Genomic DNA, 23,612 nt, shown 5'->3' with positions numbered 1-23,612 from the left:
ATGCCCGCGCGCATCCTGGAAACCAATTCCACGCCCTTCGGCAAGGTCGCCGTCGATCCGGTGACGCTCGACATCATCGAGAACGCCCTGCGCAACGCCCGCGTCGAGATGGACGCCACCCTGTTCCGCACCGCGCTGTCGCCCGGCATCCGCGAGCAGGGCGACGCCTTCCCGCTGATCGCCGACCGCGACGGCCGCATGGTGGTGGGCCAGTTCGGCTCGTTCATCGACGGCTTCCTCAAGGGCTATGACGGCGAGATCGAGGAAGGCGACATCATCCTCGTCAACGACCCCTACTCGGTCGAGGGCGCCATCAGCCACGCCTCCGACCAGCTGTGCATCGCCCCGATCTTCCGAGACGGGCGCCTGGTGGCCTGGTCGGCGATGTTCGGCCATATGACCGACGTCGGCGGCAAGGTGCCGGGCTCGCTGCCCACCGACGCGGCCTCGATCTTCGAGGAAGGCTTCCGCCTGCCGCCGGTGAAGCTCTACCGCAAGGGCGAGCTGCAGAGCGACATCGTGCGCATCGCCGCCCACCAGTCGCGCATGCCCGAATGGTTCAAGGCCGACCTGCACGCCATCGTCGCCTCGTGCCGCGTGGCCGGCCGCCGGGTGGTCGAGATCTGCGAGCGCTTCGGCGACGACGTGTTCGCCAGCGCCCTGGACGAACTGCTGGCCCGCAACCACCGCGCCATGGCCCACCTGATCTCGACCGCGATCGGCGAGGCCCCGGTGTCGTTCGAGGACTACATCTGCGACGACGGCAAGGGCGCCGGTCCCTTCAAGATCAAGTGCACCATGTGGCGTGAGGGTTCGAAGGTCGTTCTCGACTTCGACGGCACCGATCCGCAGTCGGACAGCTCGATCAACTTCCTGCTGAACGAGAACATGTTCAAGATGTTCTTCGGCATCTACATGATCATGGTCTTCGACCCGCAGATCCTGTTCAACGACGGCTTCTACGACCTCGTCGACGTCCGGATTCCGGAAGGCAGCCTGCTGAAGCCGAAGTTCCCGGCCGCCCTGTCCTGCCGCACCCACGCTCTGGGCCGCATCTTCGACGTGCTGGGCGCGCTGCTGGGTCAAAAGACCCCGGAATTCCTGTGCGCCGCCGGCTTCTCGAGCTCGCCGCACCTGATGTTCTCGGGCTTCGACGGCAAGGGCGAGTGGTTCCAGCTGTTCCAGATCGGCTTCGGCGGCATTCCGGGCCGTCCGTTCGGCGACGGCGCCGACGGCCACTCGCTGTGGCCGGGCTTCACCAACGTGCCGAACGAGTTCCTGGAACGCTACTTCCCGATGGTCATCGAACGCTATGAAAGCGTCGCCGACAGCGGCGGCGCCGGGCGCTTCCGGGGCGGCAACGGCATCCACATGACCTACAAGTTCACGGAAGCCGGCACGATCGCCATCCACGACGACCGCTGGTTCGTGCCGCCGTGGGGCGTCAACGGCGGCGCCCCCGGCGCCCGCTCGTGGAAGCGCCTGGACAAGGCCAATGGCGAGAGCATCGCCCTGCCCTCCAAGTGCGACGGGATCCAGGTCGACAAGGGCGACCTGCTGCACTTCGTCACCTGGGGCGGCGGCGGCTGGGGCGACCCTCTGGAGCGCGAGGTCGAACTGGTCGAGCTGGAAGTCTCGCGCGGCCTGGTCAGCGTCGAGGGCGCCAAGCGCTTCGGCGTGGTGATCGACGCGGCCGGCAAGGCCGATGCGGCGGCGACCGAGGCCCTGCGCGCCAAGATCCGCAGCGAGCGCGGCCCGCTGGAGGTGTTCGACCGCGGTCCCTCGATCGAGGAACTGCGCGCCAACTGCCTGGAGCAGACCGGCCTGCCGGCGCCCCGCGCGCCCGTCTGGCGTAACGCTCCCCTGGCCCTGGCCGCGGAGTAAGGCGCGTCATGACGGTTGAAAACACGGGTCCGCTGAAGGGCCTGCGCGTCGTCGAGATGGGCCAGCTGATCGCTGGTCCGTTCTGCGGCCAGCTGCTCGGCGACATGGGCGCCGACGTCATCAAGATCGAGCCGCCCGGCAAGGGCGACCCGATGCGCGACTGGGGTCGCGGCGACTATCCGCTGTGGTGGGAAGTCGTGGCCCGCAACAAGCGCACGGTCTCGGCCAATCTGCGCGTGCCCGAGGGCCAGGCCCTGGCCCGCAAGCTGATCGCCACGGCCGACATCCTGATCGAGAACTTCCGGCCGGGCACGCTGGAGGGCTGGGGCCTCAGCCCCGAAGTCCTGCACGCCGAGAACCCGGGCCTGATCATCGTGCGGGTGTCGGGCTACGGCCAGACCGGTCCCTATGCCGACCGTGCGGGCTTCGGCGGCATCGGCGAGGCCATGGGCGGCTGGCGCCACATCGTCGGCGATCCCGACCGCGCGCCCTCGCGCATGGGCATCTCGATCGGCGACGCCCTGGCGGCCACCTACGGGTGCCTCGGCGCCCTGGCCGCCCTGCGCCACCGCGACGCCACCGGCCAGGGCCAGGTGGTCGACAGCTCGCTCTACGAGGCGGTGCTGCAGGTCATGGAAAGCCTGGTCCCCGACTACAAGGTCATGGGCTACATCCGCGAGCGCTCGGGCTCGGTGCTGCCCGGCATCGCCCCGTCGAACGTCTATCACTGCAAGGACGGCGACTACCTGATCGCCGCCAACCAGGACACGGTGTTCGGCCGCCTCTGCAAGGCCATGGGCCAGCCGGAGCTCGCCCAGCACCCCGACTACGTCAACCACGTCAACCGCGGCCGCAACATGAAGGCGCTGGACGCCCTCATCGAAGCCTGGACCAAGACCCTGACCGTCGACGAGGTCGAGGCGGCGATGATCGAAGCCGGCGTGCCGGCCGGAAAGATCTATCGCGCGCCCGAGATGCTGGCTGACCCGCACTTCGCGGCCCGGGAGTCGATCGTCACGCTCGACCACCCCCGCTGGGGCGAGCTGCCGATGCAGAACGTCATGCCCAAGCTTTCCAAGACCCCCGGCGTCGTCCGCGCCATCGCCTCCCAGGCGGTGGGCCAGGACAACGGCGCGGTCTGGGGCGAGCTCGGGGTGAGCGAAAGCGAGCTGAAGGCCTTCGCCGAACAGGGCGTGGTCTAGGGGCCTCCGGTCCCCCTTCACTGTCATCCCGGCCGAAGGCGCGCAGCGCCGTAGAGCCGGGATCTCCCACGTCTCCGATATGGCCACCGTGGGAGATCCCGGCGCTTCGCTACGCTACGGCCGGGATGACACGATCTGTTGGATTTGATGTCCTCCGGCGAGGACAGCGGAGTTGGAAATGGCCGAAGACCTGAACGCGGACTACCACAAGGCCGGCTTCGGCGGCCGTCTGGCCTTCGGCAAGAGCCCCGCCCTGCTGATCATCGACGTGGTCGACGCCTACCTGCTGCCGGACTCGCCGCTCTATGCCGGCGTGGAAGACGCCCTGGCCAGCAACGCCCGGCTGCTGCAGGCCGCGCGCAAGGCCGGCATTCCGGTGATCCTGACCAACGTCGTCTACCAGGCCGGCGTCGGCGGCCGCGACGGCGGGGTCTTCTATCGCAAGGTGCCGGCCCTGAAGGCCTTCCAGGAGGGCTCGCCACTGGGCGCGTTCCCCAAGGAGATCACCCCGATCGAGGGCGAAATCGTGCTGTCCAAGCAGTACGCCTCGGCCTTCTTCGGCACGCCGCTGGCCTCGACCCTGCGGGCCATGGGCGTCGACACCGTGATCATGGGCGGCTTCTCGACCAGCGGCTGCGTGCGGGCCAGCGCGCTCGACGCCCTGCAGCACGGCTTCATCCCGTTCGTGGTGCGCGAAGCCTCGGGCGACCGCGACGCGCGGGTTCAGGAAGCCAACCTCTTCGACCTGCAGGCCAAGTACGCCGAGGTGGTTTCGGAAGACGAGGCGCTGACGCTGATCGCCGGCGCGGCGAGCGCCTAGCGCCGCCAGGCGGCCGCCAGTTCGGCGTAGCCCGCCTCGCCGCCGCAGGTCCGGACCGCCTTGGGCGACTGATCGCCCTCGGCGAGGGCCTGCGCGCAAGCGAGGTTGAAAGCCGCCTGCCCCGGCGAGACGTCGTAGCGCGGCACGAAGATCATCGACACCCGGCCAGGCTTGCCATTGATGCCGGGAATGTAGGTGGTGATCGGCGTTGATCCGCGCGAGGCCGTCGCGCGCCGACGCAGGAAAGCCGCCTGGACCGGATCCTTTTCGACGCCGCCCTGGCCGTACTCGTAGAGCAAGGACAGCGCCATCTGGGCGTGGCCGTCGTTGCGTTCGGCCCGCTGGCGCAGCGCCTCTGGCGGGGCAGCCAGCGCCACGCGCAGGGGTCCAAGGCTGGCGAAGCGCGCTTCCGGCGTCGTGGCGCAGCCGGCCAGCAGCGCCGTCGCGACCAGGCTGGCCATTCCCGCGATAAGCTTGCCGTTCGACATCAGGCCCCAATCAACCGATGAGGGAGAGACTACGCGCGATCGCCTCGCGCGCAACGCCCGCGATCAGGCCGCGGCCGGTTCGGGTCCGTAGGCGCGCATGAAGATGTCGACGGCCTCGTCGACCACCTCGTCGATCACCTCCGGCGGCAGGCTGGTCAGCACGCCTTCCAGCAGGCGCATGAACGGCCCGGCCTCGCACAGGGCCTGGAAATGCATCGACGCCCGCCAGGGGTCGGCGCGGCGCATCTTCCCCTCGGCGATGAACTGCTCGAGCTTGGCCACCATCCGGGTCCAGCTGCGCTTGGGGCCGTTCTCGTAGAAGAGCTGTCCGAGGTTCGAGCGGAAGCCCTCGGCGATGATCATCCGCCGGAAAGCCAGCACCTCGTCGCTCGAAACGAACGACAGGAACGCCCGGCCGAACCGGCTGAGCGCGGTGCGCAGGTCGTCCTCGGCCTCGAAGGTGGTGAAGAGCGGATCCATGATCTTCGCGCCCTTCTCCAGCATGGTGGCGACGAAGAGGTCGTCCTTGGAGGCGAAGTAGCTGTAGAGCGTCTGCTTGGACCCGCCGGCGCGCGCCGACACCTCGGCCATGCTCGCCCCCAGGAACCCGCGCTCCAGGAACACGGCCTTGGCCGCTTCCATAATGCATTTGCGCTTTTCCTCGGTCTTGACGCGCACGCGCCCTCCTCCCGTCTCCGATCGGCCAATTAACCAGGCCCAGGCGTTTTCTGGACCAGACCGTACACTTTTCACTTGACGCCGTCACGTCAAGTTATATTTGGACCGTCCTGTACGGTTTGATATCGAGCAAATCCGATGGCAAACGCCCTCCCCCGGACTTCCCCCCTTAAGCTGGCCCTCGCGGGCCTTCTGGCGACAACGGCCCTGGCGGGCTGCGCCGCCGTGCCCAAGCTGCCGCCGGCCCAGGCGATCAAGGCGCCCGACGCCTACGCCTCGCAACAGAGCCTGGCCGCGCCCGCCGCCGACTGGCCGGCCGACCGCTGGTGGACCGCCTATGGCGACGCCCAGCTCGACGCCCTGGTCGACGAGGCCCTGGCCGGCTCGCCCGACCTGGTCGCCGCCGAGGCCCGCGTGCGCAAGGCCGAAGCGCTGGCCGGCCAGGCCCGCTCGGCGACGCTGCCCAGCCTCAGCGCCGGCGCGACCTACGCCTCGGTCAAGCAAAGCTACAACAACGGCATCCCGGCCGCCTTCGTGCCCAAGGGCTACAACGACACCGGCCGCGCCACGCTCGACTTCTCCTGGGAGCTCGACTTCTTCGGCAAGAACCGCGCGGCCCTGGCGGCGGCGACGTCGCAAGCCGAAGCCTCCAAGGCCGACGCCGCCGAGGCGCGCCTGGTCCTGTCGACCAGCGTCGCGGCCGCCTATGCCGATCTGGCTCAGCTGTTCGCCGATCGCGACGCGGCCGCCGACGCGGTCAAGACCCGCGAGCAGACCGCCCAGCTGACTGCCGACCGCGCCGCCAACGGCCTGGAGAACCGCGGCTCGGCCGAGCAGTCGAAGGCCGGCCTGGCCTCGGCCCGCGCCCAGCTGGCCGCCGCCGACGAGGCCGTCGGACTGACCCGCAACCGCATCGCCGCCCTGCTGGGCGCTGGTCCCGACCGGGGTCTCGCGATCCAGCGTCCGAAGGTCGGAACGCTGAAGGCCTTCGGCCTGCCGGCCAACCTGTCGGCCGACCTGATCGGCCGCCGCCCCGACGTGGTCGCCGCCCGCCTGCGCGCCGAGGCCGCGGCTCAGTCGATCAAAGAGGCCAAGGCCGAGTTCTATCCCAATGTCGACCTGTCGGCCTATTTCGGCCAGCAGTCGCTGGGCCTGGACCTCCTGACCAAGGGCGGGTCGCGCATCGGCTCGATCGGACCGGCCGTGCGCCTGCCGATCTTCCAAAGCGGCGCGCTGCGGGCCAACTATCGCGGCGCCGCGGCCGACTACGACGCCGCCGTGGCCAGCTACAACGGCGCCCTGGCCCAGGCCCTGAAGGACGTCGCCGACGCCGCCGTCAGCGCCCGCGCCCTCGACGCCCGCCTGGACGAGACCCGCAAGGCCGTCGCCGCCTCGTCGGCCGCCCACGACATCGCCCTGCAGCGCTATCGCGGGGGTCTGGCCACCTACCTGGAAGTCCTCTCCGCCGAGGACGCCCTGATCGCCAACCAGCGGACGCTCGCCGACCTCGAGACCCGCGCCTTCACCCTCGACGTGGCGCTCGTGCGCGCCCTCGGCGGCGGCTACCGCGCCGCCTGACCCGTTTCCCGGAGCCCTCCCCCATGTACGATTCCGAAGCCTCCGCCGACGCCTCTTCCGCCCAGGACGCCAAGAAGGCGGCCGCCGCCAAGGCCGCCGCCGGCGCCAAGCGCAAGAAGCTGTTCCTCGGCCTCGCCGCCGTCGTCCTGATCGCCGGCGCCGGCTATGGCGCCTACTACGCCCTCGTCGGCTCGCACCACGTCGAGACCGACAACGCCTATGTCGGCGCCGACGTCGCCCAGGTGACCCCGCTGGTCGGCGGTCCGGTGCGCAGCGTCGCCGTCCACGACACCCAGGTGGTCAAGGCCGGCGACGTGCTGGTCGTGCTCGACGACAGCGACGCCCGCATCGCGCTCGCCTCTGCTCAAGCCGACCTGGCCCGCGCCGAACGCCGGGTGCGCGGCTATCTCGCCACCGACCAGAGCCTGTCGGCCCAGATCGCCGCCCGCGACGCCGACCAGGCCCGCGCCGCCGCCAGCCTGACCTCGGCCCAGGCCGATCTCGAGCGCGCCCGCATCGATCTCGACCGCCGCAAGGCCCTGGCCGCCACCGGCGCCGTCTCGGGCGACGAGCTGACCCGCGCCCAGAACGCCTTCGCCAACGCCCAGGCGGCCTTCGCCTCGGCCAAGGCCTCTCAGGCTCAAGCGCAGGCCAACCGCGCCGCCGCCGCCGGCTCGTTGGCCGCCAACGCCGTGCTGACCGACGGGACCACCGTCGACAGCAACCCGGAAGTCGCCGCCGCGCGCGCCAAGTTCGAGCAGGCGCAGCTGGATCTGTCGCGCACCGTCATCCGCGCGCCGATCGACGGCGTGGTGGCCAAGCGCGCCGTCCAGGTCGGCCAGCGGGTCGCCGCCGGCACGCCGGTGATGCAGGTGGTTCCGATCGCCGCGGCCTATGTCGACGCCAACTTCAAGGAAGGCCAGCTTCGCAAGGTCAAGATCGGCCAGCCGGTCGAACTGACCGCCGACCTCTACGGCAATTCGGTCACCTACCACGGCAAGGTCGCCGGCCTGTCGGGCGGCACCGGCGCGGCCTTCGCGCTGATCCCGGCCCAGAACGCCACCGGCAACTGGATCAAGGTGGTGCAGCGCCTGCCCGTGCGCGTGGCCATCGACCCGGCCGACCTCAAGGCCCACCCGCTGCGCGTGGGCCTCTCGATGAAGGCCACGATCGACACCCGCGACTAAACCCGAGCAGCAAGGACCCCGTTATGGCCAGCGCTCAAGCCGCCCCCGCAAGGGCGGCGTCCGAACCCGCGCCGCTCAGCGGGCCGGCGATGATCTTCGCCGGCCTGATCCTGGCCGCCGCCAACTTCCTGGTGGTGCTCGACACCACCATCGCCAACGTCTCGGTGTCTAACATCGCCGGGGCCCTGGGCGTCTCGCCCAGCCAGGGCACCTGGGTGATCACCTCCTACGCCGTGGCCGAGGCCGTGGTCGTGCCGCTGACCGGCTGGCTGTCGGCCCGCTTCGGCGCGGTCAGGGTGTTCGTCTTCGGCATGATCGGGTTCGGGATCTTCTCGTTCCTGTGCGGCCTAGCGCCGTCGCTGGGCTTCCTGGTGCTGTTCCGCATCCTGCAGGGCGCCTGCGGCGGTCCGCTGATGCCGCTGTCGCAGACCCTCCTGCTACGCGTCTTCCCCAAGGAGAAGGCCGCGGCGGCTACGGGCCTTTGGGCCATGACCACCCTGATCGCCCCGATCCTCGGGCCGATCCTGGGCGGGGCGCTGTGCGACAGCGTCGGCTGGGCCTTCATCTTCTGGATCAACGTGCCGATCGCCATCGCCTGCGCCTGGTTCGCCTGGAACCTGCTGAAGGGCCACGAGACGCCCCTGGCCAAGGCGAAGGTCGACCTGGTGGGCCTGGGTCTGCTGGTCGTCTGGGTCGGCGCGCTGCAGATCATGCTGGATCTCGGCAAGGAGCACGACTGGTTCGCCTCGCCGATGATCATCGGCCTGGCCATCGTCGCGGCCGTCGGCTTCGCGGCCTTCCTGATCTGGGAGCTGACCGAGGAGAACCCGATCGTCGACCTGCGAGTCTTCCGACACCGGGGCTACACCGCGGCGGTGATAACCCTGAGCGTGGCCTTCGGGGCGTTCTTCGGGATCAATGTGCTCAACCCGCTCTGGCTGCAGCAGAACATGGGCTACACGGCCACCTGGGCGGGCTACGTCTCGGCCCTGCTGGGCGTCACGGCCGTGATGGTCGCGCCGCTGGCGGCCGGCATGTCGGCCAAGTTCGACGCCCGCAGGCTGGTGTTCCTGGGCCTGATCTGGATGGCGGTGATGACCTTCTTCCGGGCGCAGGCCAACCAGCAGATGGGCTATTTCGACATCGCCCACTGGCTGCTGTTCCAGGGCTTCGGCATGCCGTTCTTCTTCGTGCCGGTGACCGCTCTCGCCCTGGCCAGCGTCAAGGTCGAGGAAACCGCCAGCGCGGCGGGCCTGATGAACTTCTGCCGCACGCTGTCGGGGGCGTTTGCGACCTCGGTGGTGACCACGGTCTGGGCAGACGGCGCCAGCCGCAACCACAACGAACTGTCGGGCGTGCTGAACGGCGCTCAGGGCACGATGGACCAGCTGAAGGGCCTGGGCATGAGCGCCGACCAGGCGCGCGGCACGCTGGACAACATGGTCCAGAGCCAGGGCGTGATGCTGGCCACCAACCAGGTGTTCATGGCCATGGCCGTGCTCTTCGTGGTGGCCGCCCTCGTTGTCTGGCTGGCCCCCAAGCCGACGCGGGTCGCCGACACGTCGGCGGTGCACTGAGGCCGATCGGGGAGCGGCTCCGGTCGCTCCCCTTTTATTGACCCCTCTCCCTTAGAGAGAGGGGTTCGGCGCAGCTTCACGCCTACCGCGCCACCGCCCCCTTCACCACCTTCGCGAAACCATCCACCGGGCAGTCGTAACCGGCCCCCGCCTGGCTGCAGCCCGGCACGAAGATCGGCGAGGCCGACGGTGGGATCGCCAGCGTCAGGGGCTTCTTCTCGCGCAGTTGGGACAGGCTCTGCACCGCGTAGCGCACGCGGATGACGCGGACGCCGTCGGCGCGCTTCCAGCGTTCGAAGACGATATTGCCGCCCGGCGCGATCTGGTTGGACTGATAGCCCGGCGCGACCCATTCGAGGCCGAGCAGCCCGCCCAGCATGGCCAGCGTGCCGTCATGGCCGACGATCACCACCATCCTGGCGTCCGGACCGCCGATGGCGTCCTTGCCCGGCTTGGCCTCCAGCGTGGCCAGGATCTTCGAGGCCAGATGGCCCGCGCCCGTGCGCGCGACTTCATGCGAGCGAAGCCGCAGATCGAACTCGGCCTGATGCAGCGGGAAGACGCGCAGCAGGGCCGCCTCGTCCAGGCCCTTCCAGCCCAGGCTCGCGAAGTCCTGCCCGTCAGCCCAGGCCATCAGCATGCTTTCGGTCACGCCGGAGGCGAAGGCCTCGGGCCCCGAAATGCCGACCGTCTCGTCGGCGTCGTCGAGGAAGGCGGCGGGCTCGTCATAGACACGGCGCTTGCCCTCCGCCTTCGGGCATGGCGCGGCGTCGCACTGCATCAAAAGCTCGTCGAGGCTGGCGATGGCGTCGGCATGACCGGCGCTCCAGGCGGCCAGGTTCCCGCCCACGCGGCCAGCGACCGAGGCGCGCGCCAGGGCCAGGTCCAGCTTGGCGACGCCCGCTTTGACCGGCTCGAACAGCGGATCGACCTTGCCCTCGCCCACCGTGTGGACGTCGATGGCGCAGCCCGGCTGCAGGCCCTCCCCCAGCGCCTTGGCCGTGGCGATCGTGCGCTGGGTGACGTTGGCCCAGTAGTAGACCGCCCCGCAGTCGGCGCCGGCCAGCAGGCCCTGCCTGGCGTAGAGTTCGCGGTAATAGGCGCCGAACAGGGTCGAGAGCGCCGCGCCGTTGGCGGTCAGGTGGCCCGGCGGAACCGAGAAGCGCGGCCATGGGCGCGCGGTGGCCGTCTCCAGCCGCTCGGGGCTCGACATCGCCGCACGCACGCCGTGACGGCTGAGGACCACCACCTTTTCCAGGGTCTCGCCCGATGACTGGGCGGCTGCGGGCGCCGCGACGAGCGCGGCCACGGCGAAGGCGGAAAAGCGGGCAAGCAGACGCATCGAAACTCCCGAGAACGAAAAAGCGGCCCGCGCGGCGGAATCGCGCGGGCCAGTCGAGGGGATCGGATCACGGGGGGTCAAGCAGAGGCCCCCGCTGGAACAAGAGATCGCCGTCGCGGCCGCCCAGCTGTGCAGACGGCCGCGACGATGCTCCGCAAACGGAGCGATCGGGGCCTTAGAACTTGGCCCGCAAGCCGAAACTCACCGTGCGGCCGTAGTGGGTGTAGCCGCCGAACCAGCCGCCCTTGACGAACTGCCACTGGGCCGCGTCGGTCAGGTTCTGGCCTTCCAGGGCCGCGGTGATGTTGTCGGTGATCTTGTAGCTGACGCTGGCGTCCAGCGAGCCGAAGGCCGCGTCGTTCAGCGCCGACAGGCCCGCGCCGCCGACGTCCTGCAGCACGTCGTCCACCCAGCTGTAGCTGGCGCGGGCGGCGATGCGGTCCTTCTCGTAGAAGCCGGTGATGTTGAAGCTGTTCTTGGCCACGTTGACCATCTCGTCGGTCAGGGTCGGCGAGTAGGTCGCTTCGGTGTCGGTGTAGGTGTAGTTGGCCAGGAAGCCGAGGCCGTCGAACGGCGCGGGCAGGTTCTTGAACAGGTGCTGGTAGGCCAGCTCCACGCCCTTGATGCTGGCCTGCCCGCCATTGGTCGGCGAGGTCAGCTGGTAGGTCTGGCCGTCGACCACGATGTTGGTCTTCTGGCTGTAAACGAAGGTGGTGATGTCCTTGTAGAAGGCGCCGGCCACGATCGCGCTGCCTGGGGCGAAGTACCATTCCAGCGTGGCGTCGTACTGCCAGGCCTCGAACGGCTGCAGCTGCGGATTGCCGCCCACCGCCGTCAGCACCGTACCCGACGAGTTCAGCGTCAGGCGCGGGGCCAGATCGGCCAGCGACGGACGGGTGATCACCTTGGCCGCGGCGAAGCGGGCCTGCAGGGTGTCGGTGATGTCCATGGCGAAGTTCAGCGTCGGCAGGACGTCGGTGTAGGTCTTTTCGTAGCGGACCGGGATGGCGGCGCTGCCGGTGTCGGCGTGGCCGGCCGAGACCTGCTTGGTCTGGGCGACGCGAACGCCCAACTGGCCGCGCAGCGGACGACCGAACAGCTCGGTGTCCATGTCGGTCAGGCCGTAGCCCGCCAGGATCTCTTCCGACACGAAGTAGGAATTGCGCTGGTCGGCGCGGGCCGTGCCCTTCTGGGTCTTGTCGGCCAGGGCCCAGAACTTCTCCGGGTCGGGCATGACCCAGGTGCGCGGCAGGCTGCCGCCCACCTGTCCCAGGAAGTCGCCGGCCGGGAAGGCCTCGAAGTAGCTGGCGTCGAAGTACTTGCCGGCCAGGTTGGTGGTGAAGTTGATGTCGGCGCGATTGTAGCTGCGCTCACGCTCGCGGAACTTCACACCGAAGGCCACGCGGCTGAACGGTCCCCACTGCACCGGACGCTCGGCGTCGGCCTGGATGGCCTTCTCCAGGTCCAGCGAGTCGTTGGTGCGCCATTCGATGCGACGGAACGGCAGCAGCGACGGGTTCGACAGGTTCGCCGTGGCCAGGGTGACGCTGGGCAGCACGTCGTCGTCGACCTTGCTCATGTTGAAGGTCGTCTGGCCGATGGCGCCCAGCAGGCGGGTGCGGGTGATCGGCTTGGAGGTTTCCGAATAGGCGCGGGCGTAGGCCGCATCGCCCGAGAAGGTCCATTCGCCGATCCGCTGCTTGCCGTTGATGGCCAGCATCAGGTTGTCGTGGGCCAGATCGCTGACCTCGCGGCCGATCTGGCTGGTCGAGGTGACCGTGCCGCCAACCAGCGTGCCGTCGCGCACCACCGCCGAGCCCGGAACCAGGGTCGAGACCGTCTGGTCGACCGAGTAGGTCAGTTCGTCATAGTGGTCGTCGAGGTGGGTGTAGCTGGCGTCGAAGGTGATCTCGGTGGCGTCGGTGGGGCGGTACTGGGCCGAGAACACCAGGCCCTTGCGCTCGCGGTCCTCGCGTTCGAGGGTCGGACGGATGGCGGTCGGATAGAGGTTGATCCCCTGCGCCGCCAGGCTCTTGCCCAGGGTGGTCGACGTGTCGGCATAGCTCCAGCTGACGCCGGTGACGCGGTCCTGGCGCAGGGTGCGCTGGTCGTAGACCAGGGCCAGCAGCGCGCCGAAGCTCTTGTCGTCGTTCACCCAGCTCAGCAGGCCCGAAACGCGCGGGTCGGTGGCGCCGGCCAGCTCCGGATGGCTGGCGGTGGCCGAGGCGGCGATGGTGTTCTTGCCCAGGGTCAGGGGGCGAAAGGTCTTGATGTCGACCACGCCGCCGATCGCGCCTTCGTCCAGCGAGGCCAGCGGCGTCTTGCCGACCTCGACGCCGGCCACCAGTTCGGACGGCAGGGTGTCGAAGCGGAACTGGCGACCGCTCTGGCCGCTGTCGCGCATGTTCTCGTTCACCGCGGCGCTGCGGCCGTTCAGCGTGACGATCTGGAAGTTGGGACCAAGGCCCCGGACGCGGACGAACAGGCCCTCGCCGCGATCGCGGGTGATGGCCACGCCCGGCACGCGCTGCAGCGCCTCGGCGATGTTGTTGGACGGGAACTTGCCGATGTCCTCGGCCGAAATGGCGTCGACGACGTTGGCGGCCTTGCGCTTGTCGGCCAGCGCGCGCGCCAGCGAGTTGGCGAAGCCGCCGGTGACGACGATCTCCTCGACCGTGGCGGACTCGTCCGCAGCCGGCTCAGCGGCGGCGGGCGCGGCGGCTTCGGCGCGGCGGACGGGGGCCGGGGCGGTCGAGATCTTCTGGGCGACCGGGCGCAGGACGGCCGCGCCGCCGTTGCGGACATAGGTCAGGCCGGTGCCGCGCAGCAGCTGGTTCAGGCCCGTCTCGGCGTCGAGCTCGCCGCGCACGCCGGCGGTGCGCTTGCCCGCCAGCAGGGCCGGATCGGCCAGCACCTGCAGACCGGTGGCGCGCGAGAAGGCCGGCAGCGCGCTGGCCAGATCGCCGGCCGGAATGGCCAGGGCGGGCTTGGGCGCCGGAGCGGCCATCGCCGTCGTCGCCGACATCAGGACGGCGGCCGAGGCCGTGCTCCACAAGGTCCAGGTCTTGAAGGTCATCGTCTTATCCCCGAATGCGCGGCGTCAGGCCGGCTTCGGCGGGGAAGACGTCGCCGCCGCCCCTTTCAGGACAGGGAATTTTATGAAGTTTCGACGACGGCCGACGGCCGTCACCGGCTGATCACCAGGCCGCCCTGCCCTTCGCGCACCTCGAAGCCGTGAACCAGGGCCAGGTTGCGGACCAGGGTCGCCGGCTCGTCCAGGCGGAAGCGGCCGGCCACCCGCTGGCGGGCCAGTTCCGGATCGGCGATGACGATGCGGCGCTCGGACGAGCGGTTCACCCGCTCGACCAGCCGCCCCAGGGTCACCCCGTCGGTTTCCAGCCATCCCGAACGCCAGTCGTCGGCCAAGGGATCAAAGGTCCGGACCTTGGACAGCCTTCCTTCGGTGGCGAAAGCTCGCTGGCCGACGGTCAGGTCGACGGTGCGACGGATCAACCCTTCGGGCGCCAGGCGCACCCGGCCGCGATGCACCGACAGTTCCAGCCGCTCTGGGCCGCGCTCGTCGCTGACCTCCAGGTCGAAGGCGGTGCCCAGCACGCGGGCCGAGCCGGCAGCGGTCCTGACCGTGAACGGGCGAGCCTCGTCATGGGCGACGTCGAAGAAGGCCTCGCCCCTGGTCAGCGCCACCTCGCGCCGGCCCGTCCCAAGGCGCACCTCCAGATGGGTGTCGCCGTCGAGCATGACCTTGGTGCCGTCCTCCAGGACGACGCCGCGGTGCTCGCCGCGCGCCGTCTCGAAGGCCGTCGGCGTCACGGTCATCAGTTGCAGTTGCGGCCAGGCCAGCGCCACGGCGAGGCCGCAGGCGAGCAGGCCGCCGGCGAGCGCCGCGATCGGGCCCGCCTGGCGACGCCTGGCCAGACGGCGCTGCTCGCTGAGCTTCATCGCCTCGGTCAGGGCGCTGTCCTGGTTGGTGCGCCAGACCTGGTCGAAGGCCTGGGCGTTGGCCGGGTCGTCCGACTTCCAGGCCTCGAAACCGGCCTCGTCGCGGAAGGCCGGGTCCATGCGGCGGGCGGCCCAGAGGGCGGCGGTGCGGCGGGCGCGGCTCATCGGCGGCCTCCCACGGCGCGGCGCTCGGCCTTGGTCATCTCGCGATGCAGCTGTTCGAGGGCCCGCACGACGTGCTTCTCGACGGCAGCTTCGTTCATCGCCAGGGCGTCGGCGATCTCGCGCGTCGTCTGGCCGTGCAGGCGGCGGCGGATGAAGACGTCGCGACGCAGCGGCGGCATGGCGTCCAGCACCTTGCCGAACACCTCGACCTTCTGGCGATGCATGAGGATCTGCTCCGGCGCCGGGGCTTGGCAGGGGATCTCCTCGTCCAGCATCTCGGTCGGCCGCCGCTTGCGGCTGCGGAAATGGTCGCGGACGAGGTTGAGGGCGATGCGATAGCCGAGCGCCGCACGGTCGGCGACGGTGCGCGCCTTCTCGTAGGTCAAAAGGCGCGCGAAGGTTTCCTGCACCAGATCGTCGGCGGCGGCCGGATCACGGGTGCGGCGGACGATGAAGTGATAGAGCTCGTCGCGCTGGGCGCGCAGGGACGCCAGGTCGGTCATGACACGGGATCGGGCGTGTCTGGGCGCGCCGGCGCGGAAGAAGCGGCCTTGGGGAGCATGGGGCGGCGGCTACCACGGCTTCGTGACAGTTCTTCCGCCGCCCCTTCAAGTCACCAGACGAAGGTGCCCGCCGACCTCGCGGGAAGCTTGCCCTGCAGGCGCCGGGCGCCGTCGACGATGGCGAAGGCCTTTTCCTCGGCGGTCTGGTTGAGCACGATCAGGGCCCGACCGCCGTCGGGATTGACGAAGGCGACCGTCTTCAGGCCGGCCACCTCGGCGGGCGAGCCGACCCGCACCGCGCCCGGCTTCACGAACCGGCTGGCGTGGCCGAAGGCGTAGTACTCCTGGTTCCGCTCCACCGCGCCGGTGGCCTGGTCGATGGTCACCACGCCCCGGCAATCGCCGCAGCCGCCGGCGTGCGGACCGTACCTCTCGTCCAGCGCCAGGTTCCACATCAGGACGCCCCGCGCCCCGCTCCGGGTGGAGCCGACGATCAGCTTGTCCATCATCCACAGGAAGCTCTCGTCGAACTTGGCCGCCCACTGGCCGCCCGAGCACTCGGTGAAGAACACGTCCTTGTCGGGATGGGCCTTGCGCACCTCGTCCTGGGCGGTGACGTCGCCGGCGTAGCAGTGCCAGCCCACGCCCGCGACGAACGCTCTGGCCTTGGGATCGGCCAGCACGGTCATGGGCTGCTGCGGCTGGTCCCAGTTGTGGTCCCAGTCCAGCACCTTGGTTCCGATCCGCTCGCGGGCGAAGACCGGACCCAGGTTGTCGCCGAAGAACCGGGCCCGGTCGGCGGCGGGCCAGCGCATGCCCGGATAGTTCTCGGGCTCGAAGTCGGGCTCGTTCTGGATGCTGAGATAGTCGGTCGGCACGCCCTGGGCCTTGGCCGCCTTGACGTACCTCGCGAAGAACTCGGCATAGACCGGATAGGCGTCGGGCTTGAGCTGGCCCTTCACCAGCGAGCCGGTGGTCTTCATCCAGGCCGGCGCGCTCCAGGGCGAGGCCATCACCTTCAGGTCCGGATTGACCTTCAGCGCCGCCCGCACGGTGGGGAACACGTACGCTTCCGGCCGCGCCGTCGAGAAGTGCGCAAGCTCCGGATCGGCCGCCCCGCCGGGCGCGTCGTCCAGGCTGTAGTGGTCGAGCGAGAAGTCCGACGCGCCGATCGTAACGCGGGTGAAGCTGAAGCCGAGGCCGCCCTCCCCGCGCCCGAACAGCTCCGACAGCAGCGCCTGGCGTTGCGTCGCCGACATCCTGGTCTGGATCAGCCAGGCCGAGGCGTCGGTGATCGAGGCGCCGAAGCCGACGATCGACTGGTCGCGGGCGGCGGCGTCGACGGCTACGACCGGCAGGTCAGCGCCCTGCCCCGCCGGCAGATTGGCCAGCGGCGGCTGCTCGGCCAGCAGCTGGGCCTTGTCGCCGGTGGTCACCCAGGCGCGGGCGACGCGTTCGGGCGCCGGGGTGACGCTGGCGCAGCCTCCCAGGGCCAGGACCGCCGCCGTCGAGATCAGGGCGATGCGCATCACGGCTTGCGGCTCCAGGCCTTCAGCTTGGCCGAACCGGTCAGGGCCGGATCGCCGGCGTGGGCGCCGACATACAGCGGGTACGAACCGGCCGGCAGGGTCCAACCGGGCTTGGCCGTGTCGTAGTCGGCCAGCACGCGCGGGTCGACGCTGAGGGTGACCCGCTTGGTCTCGCCCGGCTGCAGGTCGACCTTCTGGAAACCGGCCAGGCGAACCATCGACTTGCGCTTGCCGGCGGTGACGTACAGCTGCGGCGCGTCGGCGCCGGCCACCTTGCCGGTGTTGGTGACGTCGAAGCTGACCTTCAGCCCGTCGCCGTCCTCGACCTTGAGGTTCCGGTAGCCGAAGCTCGTGTAGGACAGGCCGTAGCCGAACGGATAGAGCGGCTGCAGCTTCTGTTGGGCGAACCAGCGATAGCCGACAGCCGCGCCTTCCGTGTAGTCGACCGGGAAGCCCTTGATCGGCCCGGCCTCCTTGCCCGCGCGGCGGGCGTCGTCAATGGCGGCCTGCTCGGCATAGCCCGGCGCCGAGGCGCGCGGGGCCTGGTCCTCGGTCCTGGGGAAGGTCATCGGCAGGCGGCCCGACGGATTGACCGCCCCGCTGAGGATGCCGGCGATGGCCTCGCCGCCGCGCTGACCCGGATACCAGGCCTGCAGCACGCCGCCGACCCGGTCCAGCCACGGCATCAGCACCGGGCCGCCGGTCTCAAGTACGACCAGCGAGTTCCTGTTGGCGCTGGCGACGGCGTCGATCAGGGCGTCCTGGTTCTCGGGCAAGGCGATGGAGGGCGCATCTTGCGCCTCGGTCTGCCAGTGCCAGGCGAAGACGATGGCGAGGTCGGCGTCGCGCGCAGCGGCGGCGGCGGCGGCCGGATCCTTGCCGTCGACATAGGACACCTGGGCGTTCGGATAGGCCGCCTTGATCGCCTGCAGCGGCGAGGAGGCGTGCCAGGTGACGCGCACGAACGAGGCCGCCTCGCCGCCGTTCAGCGGGATCTCGACCGGCGCGCCGCCGACCGAACGCACCTGGGACGAACCACCGCCCGACAGAACGCCGACGTCGGCATGGGCGCCGACCAGCACGATCTTCTTCGCGCTCTTGGCCAGCGGCAGCAGGTCCCGGTCGTTCTTCAGCAGCACCGCGCCGCGCTCGGCCAGGCTCTGGGCGACCTTGGCGTTGCCGACGTAATCGATCGGCTGGGCGCTGGCCGGGGTCGGGTTGTCGATCAGGCCGGTGGCGATCACCCCGTAGAGGATGCGGCGGACCATGTCGTCGACCCGCGCCTGGCTGACCTCGCCCTTGGCCACGGCGGCCTTCAGGTCGTCGCCGAAGTAGATCTGCTTGTCGAGCTCCTGGCCCGACTGCTGGTCCAGGCCCGCCAGGGCGGCCTTGGTGGTGCTGTGCACCGCGCCCCAGTCCGACATCACCCAGCCCGGATAGTTCCAGTCGCGCTTGAGCACCTTGTTGAGCAGGAAGTCGTTCTCGCAGCCCCAGTCGCCGTTGATCTTGTTGTAGGCGCACATCACCGAGGCCGGCTGGCCCTTCTCGATGGCGATCTGGAAGGCCAGGAGATCGCTTTCCCGCAGGTCGGCCTCGCCGATGCGGGCGTCCATCACGTGGCGGCCCGTCTCCTGCGCGTTGATGGCGAAGTGCTTGATGGTCGAGACGATGTGGTTGCTCTGCACGCCGCGGATCGACGCCCCGGCCATCTCGCCGGCCAGCAGCGGATCTTCGCCCAGGTACTCGAAGTTACGGCCCGCCCACGGGTCGCGGGTCAGGTTGACGCCCCCGGCCAGCAGGACGTTGAAGGTCTTGGCGCGGGCTTCGGCGCCGATCATCGCGCCGGACGCGTAGGCCAGCTTCGGCTCGAAGGTGGCGGCCAGCGCCAGGCCCGACGGCAGGGCCGTGGCGGTGTCGCCCTTGCGCTGCTCGACCTGATTGGCGACGCCGAGGCTGGCGTCGCTTTCCCGCAGCGTCGGGATCTTCAGGCGCGGCACGCCCGGCACGTAGCCGGCCGAGGGGATCATGTCGGCCGGCGCGGGCTTGGTGTTGGGCGGAAACAGGCCGTGCAGATAGGTAATCTTCTCGTCCAGGGTCATCTGCCTGACCAGCGCGTCGGCGCGCGCCCACACCGGGTCGTTCGCCCGCGCGGCCAGCGGCGCGCTGTCCTTGGTCGGCATGGTCTGGGCCAGGCTCGCGGCCGGCAGCAGGGCCAGCAGCGCCACGGCGGCGGAGGTCCGGCGCAGGATCCGCAGGGCGGATGAAGGCTGGGCGGCGGTCGTCATGGGCTACTCCGTGGTGGTCGAAATCAAGGGACGCGTGGAAGCCGCCCCGGCGCGCGCCAGGACGGCGGCCAGATAGGCGTCGTGGGTGTCGCAGGCCTCTACGCAGGCGGCGTTGACGGCGGCGATCTGGTCGAGGAAGGCGGCGCGCTCGGCCGGGCTCTTCAGCGCGGCCAGCGGATGGGCGGCGGCCGGCGAAGCCCCCTGACCCAGCAGCACCTGCACCCAGCTTTCCTCGTAGAACAGCTCGTCGCTCTCGCGCTCGATATGGCCGAAGGCGGCGAAGAGCTCGAGCTTGCGGGCCAGGCCGTCGGGCGGCGGGGTCTCGCGCACCTGCCGCCAGAACGGCTCGTCGCGGGCGTTGAGCACGTAGTGCAGGATCACGAAGTCGCGCACCTGCTCGAACTCGCGCGCCGAAAGCCGGTTGTACTCGGCGATGCGGGCCGGATCGCAGCCGGCGTCGGGATAAAGGGTGAGAAAGCGGTAGAGCGCCGTCTGCACCATGTGCAGGCTGGTCGACTCCAGCGGTTCCAGGAACCCGCCGGCCAGGCCCACGGCCAGGCAGTTGCCGATCCAGCCGGCCTTGCGGCGGCCCGGCTCGAAACGGATCGGACGCGGATCGGCCAGGAGCTCGCCGTCGAGGCCCTGGATCAGCCGCTCATGCGCCTTGTCGTCGCTCAGATGGTCGCTGGAGTAGACGAGGCCGTTGCCGGTGCGGTGGCGCAGCGGGATCCGCCAGCGCCAGCCCGCGTCCACGGCGGTGGCGCGCGTATAGGGCGTGATCGGACCGGGCGTCAGGGTCGGCGCGGCCAGGGCGCGGTCGCAGGGCAGCCAGCGCCTGGCGCTGTCCCAGCCGGCCTTCAGCGTCTGCTCGATCAGCAGGCCCCGGAAACCCGAGCAGTCGATGTAGAAGTCGGCGGCCACCTCGCGACCGTCGGCCAGGCGCAGGCTCTGGATGTGGCCGCGCGCAGGCTCCTGGCGGACCTCGACGATCCGCCCCTCGATCCGGGTCACGCCCCGCGCCTCGGCGTGGCTGCGCAGGAAGGCCGCGTAGAGACCCGCGTCGAAGTGATAGGCGTGGGCCAGTCGCGACAGGGGCGAACGCGGCCGGTCCTTCTGCGGCGGCGAGAACCGTCCCGCCCGCGCAAGACCCGCGCCGAGCGTCAGGGCCTCGAGGCTGGGAGCGCCCGGTCGGCCGCGATCGGCCAGCCAGTGCTGGTGGCACGACAGCGTGCCGGCGCCCTGCCCGATCGCGCCGAAGGCGTGCATGTAGCTGTCGCCCACGCGGCCCCAGTCGCGAAACTCGATGCCGAGCTTGTAGGTCCCTTGCGTGGCGGCCAGGAACGCGCCCTCGTCCAGGCCGATCATGGCGTTGAACTGGCGGATCGGCGGGATCGTCGCCTCGCCCACCCCGACCGTCCCGATCTCGTCGGACTCGACCAGCGTGATCGCGGTCCCCGGCCCGAGCATGGCCGACAGGAAGGCCGCGCTCATCCAGCCGGCCGAGCCGCCGCCGACGACGGCGATGGATTTGATCGGGGTCACGGCGCGCGGAGCCTCTTGAAGGGAGCGTCGTCGAAACGAAAAAAAGCGCGGAGGGCCAGGGGAAGGGATCGACCCTCCGCGCGCAGGGGTCAGAACTTGTAGTTCAGACCGAAGATGTACTGCCGGCCGTACTGGTCGTTGGTCTCGGGCAGCAGCGTGCCGTCCGAGAGCACGCCGGTGCGGGTGCGGTAGGGGCTGTTGTCGAGATTGTTGACCTGGAACACGGCCGAAAGGCCCTTGAGCGGTCCGTCCTGGAACTCGTAGCCGATCTGGGCGTCGACCTGCTCGTCGGCCAGCACCTGGGTGAAGCCGCGATAGGCGAACAGCTGCACCACCTCGCCGCGGAAGGCCGAGCGATGGCGCTTGCTGATCCGGGCCGAGAAGCCCGCCCGCTCGTAGAAGCCGGTGACGTTGTAGACGTCGCCCGACAGCCCCGGCAGGGCGTTGTTCGACCCCGGGCCGTCCGGCTGGATGTCGGTCTTGGTGTGCGACATGCTGCCGACGAAGCCGAAGCCCGTCAGCCACGGCGTGATCAGCCCGAAGTCGACCGCGCCCGAGATCTCGTAGCCGTAGAGCTTGCCGCCCTCGCCGTTCTCGGGGCGGGTCAGCAGGCCGATGTTGCTGATCGGCTGGACCGTGCCGGTGTTGGGCACGTTGGAGAAGTCGTAGTCGACCGACTTGTTGTAGATGTAGGTCTCCAGGTCCTTGTAGTAGCCGGCGACGGCGATGTAGGTCCCCGGCGCGAAGTACTTCTCGACCGAGAGGTCGAAGGCGGTCGCCTTCCACGGCTTCAGGTACGGATTGCCGCCCGAGCCGCTCCAGCGGAAGGTCAGGGCGTCGACGCCGGCGGTGATGCTGGCGCGCATGTCGTCCAGGCGCGGACGGGCCGAGGTCTTGGCCACCCCGAAGCGGACATAGAGGTTCTCGACCGGCTCGGCCGTCAGGTTCAGGCTCGGCAGCAGTTCGTCGTAGGTGTCCTCGACGCTGGTCAGGCTCGGCGCCTGGGCCGTGCCGCCGCTGACGGTGTAGCCCGTCGATTCCTGCTTGGTGGAGATGTACTGCAGGCCGATGTCGCCCTTGATCGGCAGCGCGCCGACATGGGTGTCGATCTTGGCCATCAGGTAGGCCGTGGTCAGGCGCTCCTGGATCTTCCAGTCCTTGTTGTAGTCGTCGGCGTTCCCGATCGGGACGATGTTGTAATAGACCGGCAGGGCCTTCTGCAGATTGATGGCCAGCACCTGGTCGACGCCCGCGAACGCCAGCGAGGCCGGCTCCAGCAGGTATTGCGAGGCCACGGTGGTCGGGGCGCGGCCGTTCTTCAGGAACAGGTCGTTGTCCGAGACCGTCTTGTCCTTCTTGCGGTCGGCGTAGTTGATGCCGGCCTGCACGCTGCTCAGGAAGCCGCCGAGACGGGTCTCGGAGACGTCGTGGTCGATGCGGAAGTCGCCGGTGAACATCCGGTCCTCGACCTCGGGGAAGCGGATGGCGCCGTCATGGCCCCAGCCGCCCCAGGCCGCCGGATCGCCCAGCTGCATGTGGGTCGCGTCGGCGTAGTCCAGGCCCGTCGTGTACTTGCCCACGCCGTTGAAGTTCAGGTCGTAGGCGATGTTGTCGAAGGTGCGGATCGGGCCGTAGCCGGCGTAGGTCTCGAGGATCTGCTCGCGACGCTCGACCTTCGAGTAGCCGATGTCGGCCGTGTAGGTGGTCGCGCCCGAGACGTACGAGGTGTTCCAGCCCAGGGCGAACTGCTCGTCCTTGCGGGTGTTGCGGTCGTTGCGGACGATCGGGGTGACGTTGGTCGCCGTGCCCGAGGTGTTGATCAGCGAGTTGCCGACCTTGGTGAAGCCGGGGTTCAGGAACACCGTGGCGTCGGGCGTGCTGGGGCTGGAGAACCACTGCATGCCGCGGCGGACCTCCTTCTGGTCGAAGGTCGAGTAGAACAGGTCCAGCGTCGAGTGCAGCTTGTCGTTGGGCCGCCATTCCAGCACGCCCATGAAGCCGTCGCGCACCTGGTCGCGGTTGGTGGCGAAGATCTCCTGGCCGCCCAGGCTGTAGGCGCCGGCGTTGGCGCCGGTGAACTGGGCCGGCTGCTCCCAGTACCAGGCCTTGTACTGCTGGATCTGGGTCGGGCTGTCGAGGTGGGCGTAGCCCAGCGCGACGCCGATCGTGCCGTCGGCGAACTGGTCGATGTAGGAGGCGCTGAAACGATAGCCGCTCTTCGAGCCGTCGGGATTGGCCTTGTCCAGATCGCTGACTTCGCGGCGGGCGTTCAGCGTCATCACCCGGCCCTTCTGGTCCAGCGGGCGGACGGTGCGCATGTCGACCGTGCCCGACAGGCCCTGGCCGATCAGGGCGGCGTTCGAGGTCTTGTAGACGACGACGCTGTTGAGCAGCTCGGACGGATACTGGTCGAACTCGGCGGCGCGGTTGTCGCCGGCGCTGACCTGCTGGCGGCCGTTCAGCAGCGTGGTCGAGAAGTCGGGCGACAGGCCGCGGATCGAGATCACCTGCACCCGGCCGTTGACGCGCTGGCCCGTCAGGCCCGGCAGGCGCGCCAGGGACTCGGCGATCGACACGTCGGGCAGCTTGCCGATGTCCTCGGCCGAAACGGCTTCGACGACGCCGACCTCGCGGCGCTTGATCTCGGCCGACTTCTCCAGGCTGCGGCGATAGCCCGTGACCACCACCTCGTCGACGGCGGTGTCTTCCTTGGCGGGGGCGGCGTCCTGGGCGTGGGCGGCGCCGGCCAGCAGCGACAGGGCCCCGGCCGAGGCGTAGGCCAGGCGCTTGAAGCGCCGGGCGCCGGCGCGAACGGGCGCGCTCGTATGGGCGTGATGGATCAAGGTACTCTCCCCTCCTGCGTCTCTTCCCT

Annotated in this window: 16 protein-coding genes; 6 read left to right on the top strand and 10 right to left on the bottom strand. The window is 69.9% G+C overall.

The genetic code is table 11. From position 1 onward, the window contains the following. From G5B46_RS15385 to G5B46_RS15375, 3 genes are all read left to right on the top strand, one after another. Nucleotides 1-1,884: a hydantoinase B/oxoprolinase family protein gene (locus G5B46_RS15385; RefSeq protein WP_165260031.1), complete on the top strand. Its 1,884-nt coding sequence runs from the start codon at nt 1-3 to the stop codon at nt 1,882-1,884. An 8-nt stretch (nt 1,885-1,892) separates the two neighbouring features. Continuing rightward, the gene (locus tag G5B46_RS15380) at nt 1,893-3,086 is read left to right on the top strand and encodes a CoA transferase (protein ID WP_165260030.1); all 1,194 of its coding nucleotides are present in this window, start codon (nt 1,893-1,895) and stop codon (nt 3,084-3,086) included. A 178-nt stretch (nt 3,087-3,264) separates the two neighbouring features. Beyond that, nucleotides 3,265-3,906, top strand: coding sequence for an isochorismatase family protein (locus tag G5B46_RS15375; RefSeq protein ID WP_165260029.1), 642 nt, complete (start codon nt 3,265-3,267; stop codon nt 3,904-3,906). Here G5B46_RS15375 and G5B46_RS15370 read toward each other — a convergent pair. Continuing rightward, nucleotides 3,903-4,394, bottom strand: coding sequence for a hypothetical protein (locus G5B46_RS15370; protein WP_205691705.1), 492 nt, complete (start codon nt 4,392-4,394; stop codon nt 3,903-3,905). The two genes, G5B46_RS15375 and G5B46_RS15370, sit on opposite strands and share 4 nt — an antisense overlap. 63 nt (nt 4,395-4,457) lie before the next feature. Further along, on the bottom strand, nt 4,458-5,072 hold the full coding sequence (locus G5B46_RS15365; RefSeq protein ID WP_165260026.1) for a TetR/AcrR family transcriptional regulator: 615 nt from the start codon (nt 5,070-5,072) through the stop codon (nt 4,458-4,460). A gap of 138 nt (nt 5,073-5,210) precedes the next feature. On the opposite strand from G5B46_RS15365, the gene G5B46_RS15360 reads away from it, so the two are divergent. The 3 genes from G5B46_RS15360 to G5B46_RS15350 are packed head-to-tail and all read left to right on the top strand — an operon-like array spanning nt 5,211 to nt 9,414. Next, nucleotides 5,211-6,650 (top strand): efflux transporter outer membrane subunit, encoded by a 1,440-nt coding sequence (locus tag G5B46_RS15360; protein ID WP_165260024.1) that lies wholly within the window; start codon nt 5,211-5,213, stop codon nt 6,648-6,650. A 23-nt stretch (nt 6,651-6,673) separates the two neighbouring features. After that, the gene (locus G5B46_RS15355) at nt 6,674-7,837 is read left to right on the top strand and encodes an HlyD family efflux transporter periplasmic adaptor subunit (RefSeq protein ID WP_165260022.1); all 1,164 of its coding nucleotides are present in this window, start codon (nt 6,674-6,676) and stop codon (nt 7,835-7,837) included. Nucleotides 7,838-7,860: 23 nt separating this feature from the next. Continuing rightward, entirely contained in the window at nt 7,861-9,414 is a 1,554-nt protein-coding gene (locus tag G5B46_RS15350; protein WP_165260020.1) for a DHA2 family efflux MFS transporter permease subunit, read from the top strand. A gap of 82 nt (nt 9,415-9,496) precedes the next feature. On the opposite strand, the gene G5B46_RS15345 is transcribed toward G5B46_RS15350, so the two are convergent. The 8 genes from G5B46_RS15345 to G5B46_RS15310 all read right to left on the bottom strand — a co-directional run bounded on the left by G5B46_RS15345 (nt 9,497) and on the right by G5B46_RS15310 (nt 23,583). Continuing rightward, on the bottom strand, nt 9,497-10,756 hold the full coding sequence (locus G5B46_RS15345; RefSeq protein WP_165260018.1) for a histidine-type phosphatase: 1,260 nt from the start codon (nt 10,754-10,756) through the stop codon (nt 9,497-9,499). A 175-nt stretch (nt 10,757-10,931) separates the two neighbouring features. Beyond that, complete coding sequence (locus tag G5B46_RS15340; protein WP_165260016.1) at nt 10,932-13,832, bottom strand: TonB-dependent receptor; 2,901 nt, start codon at nt 13,830-13,832, stop codon at nt 10,932-10,934. Nucleotides 13,833-13,942: 110 nt separating this feature from the next. Beyond that, the gene (locus G5B46_RS15335; protein ID WP_165260014.1) at nt 13,943-14,881 is read right to left on the bottom strand and encodes a FecR domain-containing protein; all 939 of its coding nucleotides are present in this window, start codon (nt 14,879-14,881) and stop codon (nt 13,943-13,945) included. Then, nucleotides 14,878-15,384, bottom strand: a complete 507-nt coding sequence (locus G5B46_RS15330; protein WP_165260012.1) for an RNA polymerase sigma factor — start codon at nt 15,382-15,384, stop codon at nt 14,878-14,880. Before G5B46_RS15330 ends, G5B46_RS15335 begins: the two co-directional genes overlap by 4 nt. Before the next feature lie 110 nt (nt 15,385-15,494). After that, entirely contained in the window at nt 15,495-16,913 is a 1,419-nt protein-coding gene (locus tag G5B46_RS15325; protein ID WP_165260248.1) for a glycoside hydrolase family 30 beta sandwich domain-containing protein, read from the bottom strand. After that, nucleotides 16,913-19,198: a beta-glucosidase gene (locus G5B46_RS15320; protein WP_165260010.1), complete on the bottom strand. Its 2,286-nt coding sequence runs from the start codon at nt 19,196-19,198 to the stop codon at nt 16,913-16,915. Before G5B46_RS15320 ends, G5B46_RS15325 begins: the two co-directional genes overlap by 1 nt. A gap of 3 nt (nt 19,199-19,201) precedes the next feature. Next, the gene (locus G5B46_RS15315) at nt 19,202-20,740 is read right to left on the bottom strand and encodes a tryptophan halogenase family protein (protein ID WP_165260008.1); all 1,539 of its coding nucleotides are present in this window, start codon (nt 20,738-20,740) and stop codon (nt 19,202-19,204) included. Nucleotides 20,741-20,829: 89 nt separating this feature from the next. Continuing rightward, complete coding sequence (locus tag G5B46_RS15310; RefSeq protein ID WP_205691704.1) at nt 20,830-23,583, bottom strand: TonB-dependent receptor; 2,754 nt, start codon at nt 23,581-23,583, stop codon at nt 20,830-20,832. Between the last annotated feature and the right edge of the window lie 29 nt (nt 23,584-23,612).

Origin of the sequence: Caulobacter sp. 602-2 (assembly GCF_011043625.1) — a bacterium.
GTDB lineage: Bacteria > Pseudomonadota > Alphaproteobacteria > Caulobacterales > Caulobacteraceae > Caulobacter.
The sequence above is the reverse complement of the archived record's forward strand: the minus strand, read 5'-3'. Positions and strand labels throughout refer to the sequence as shown.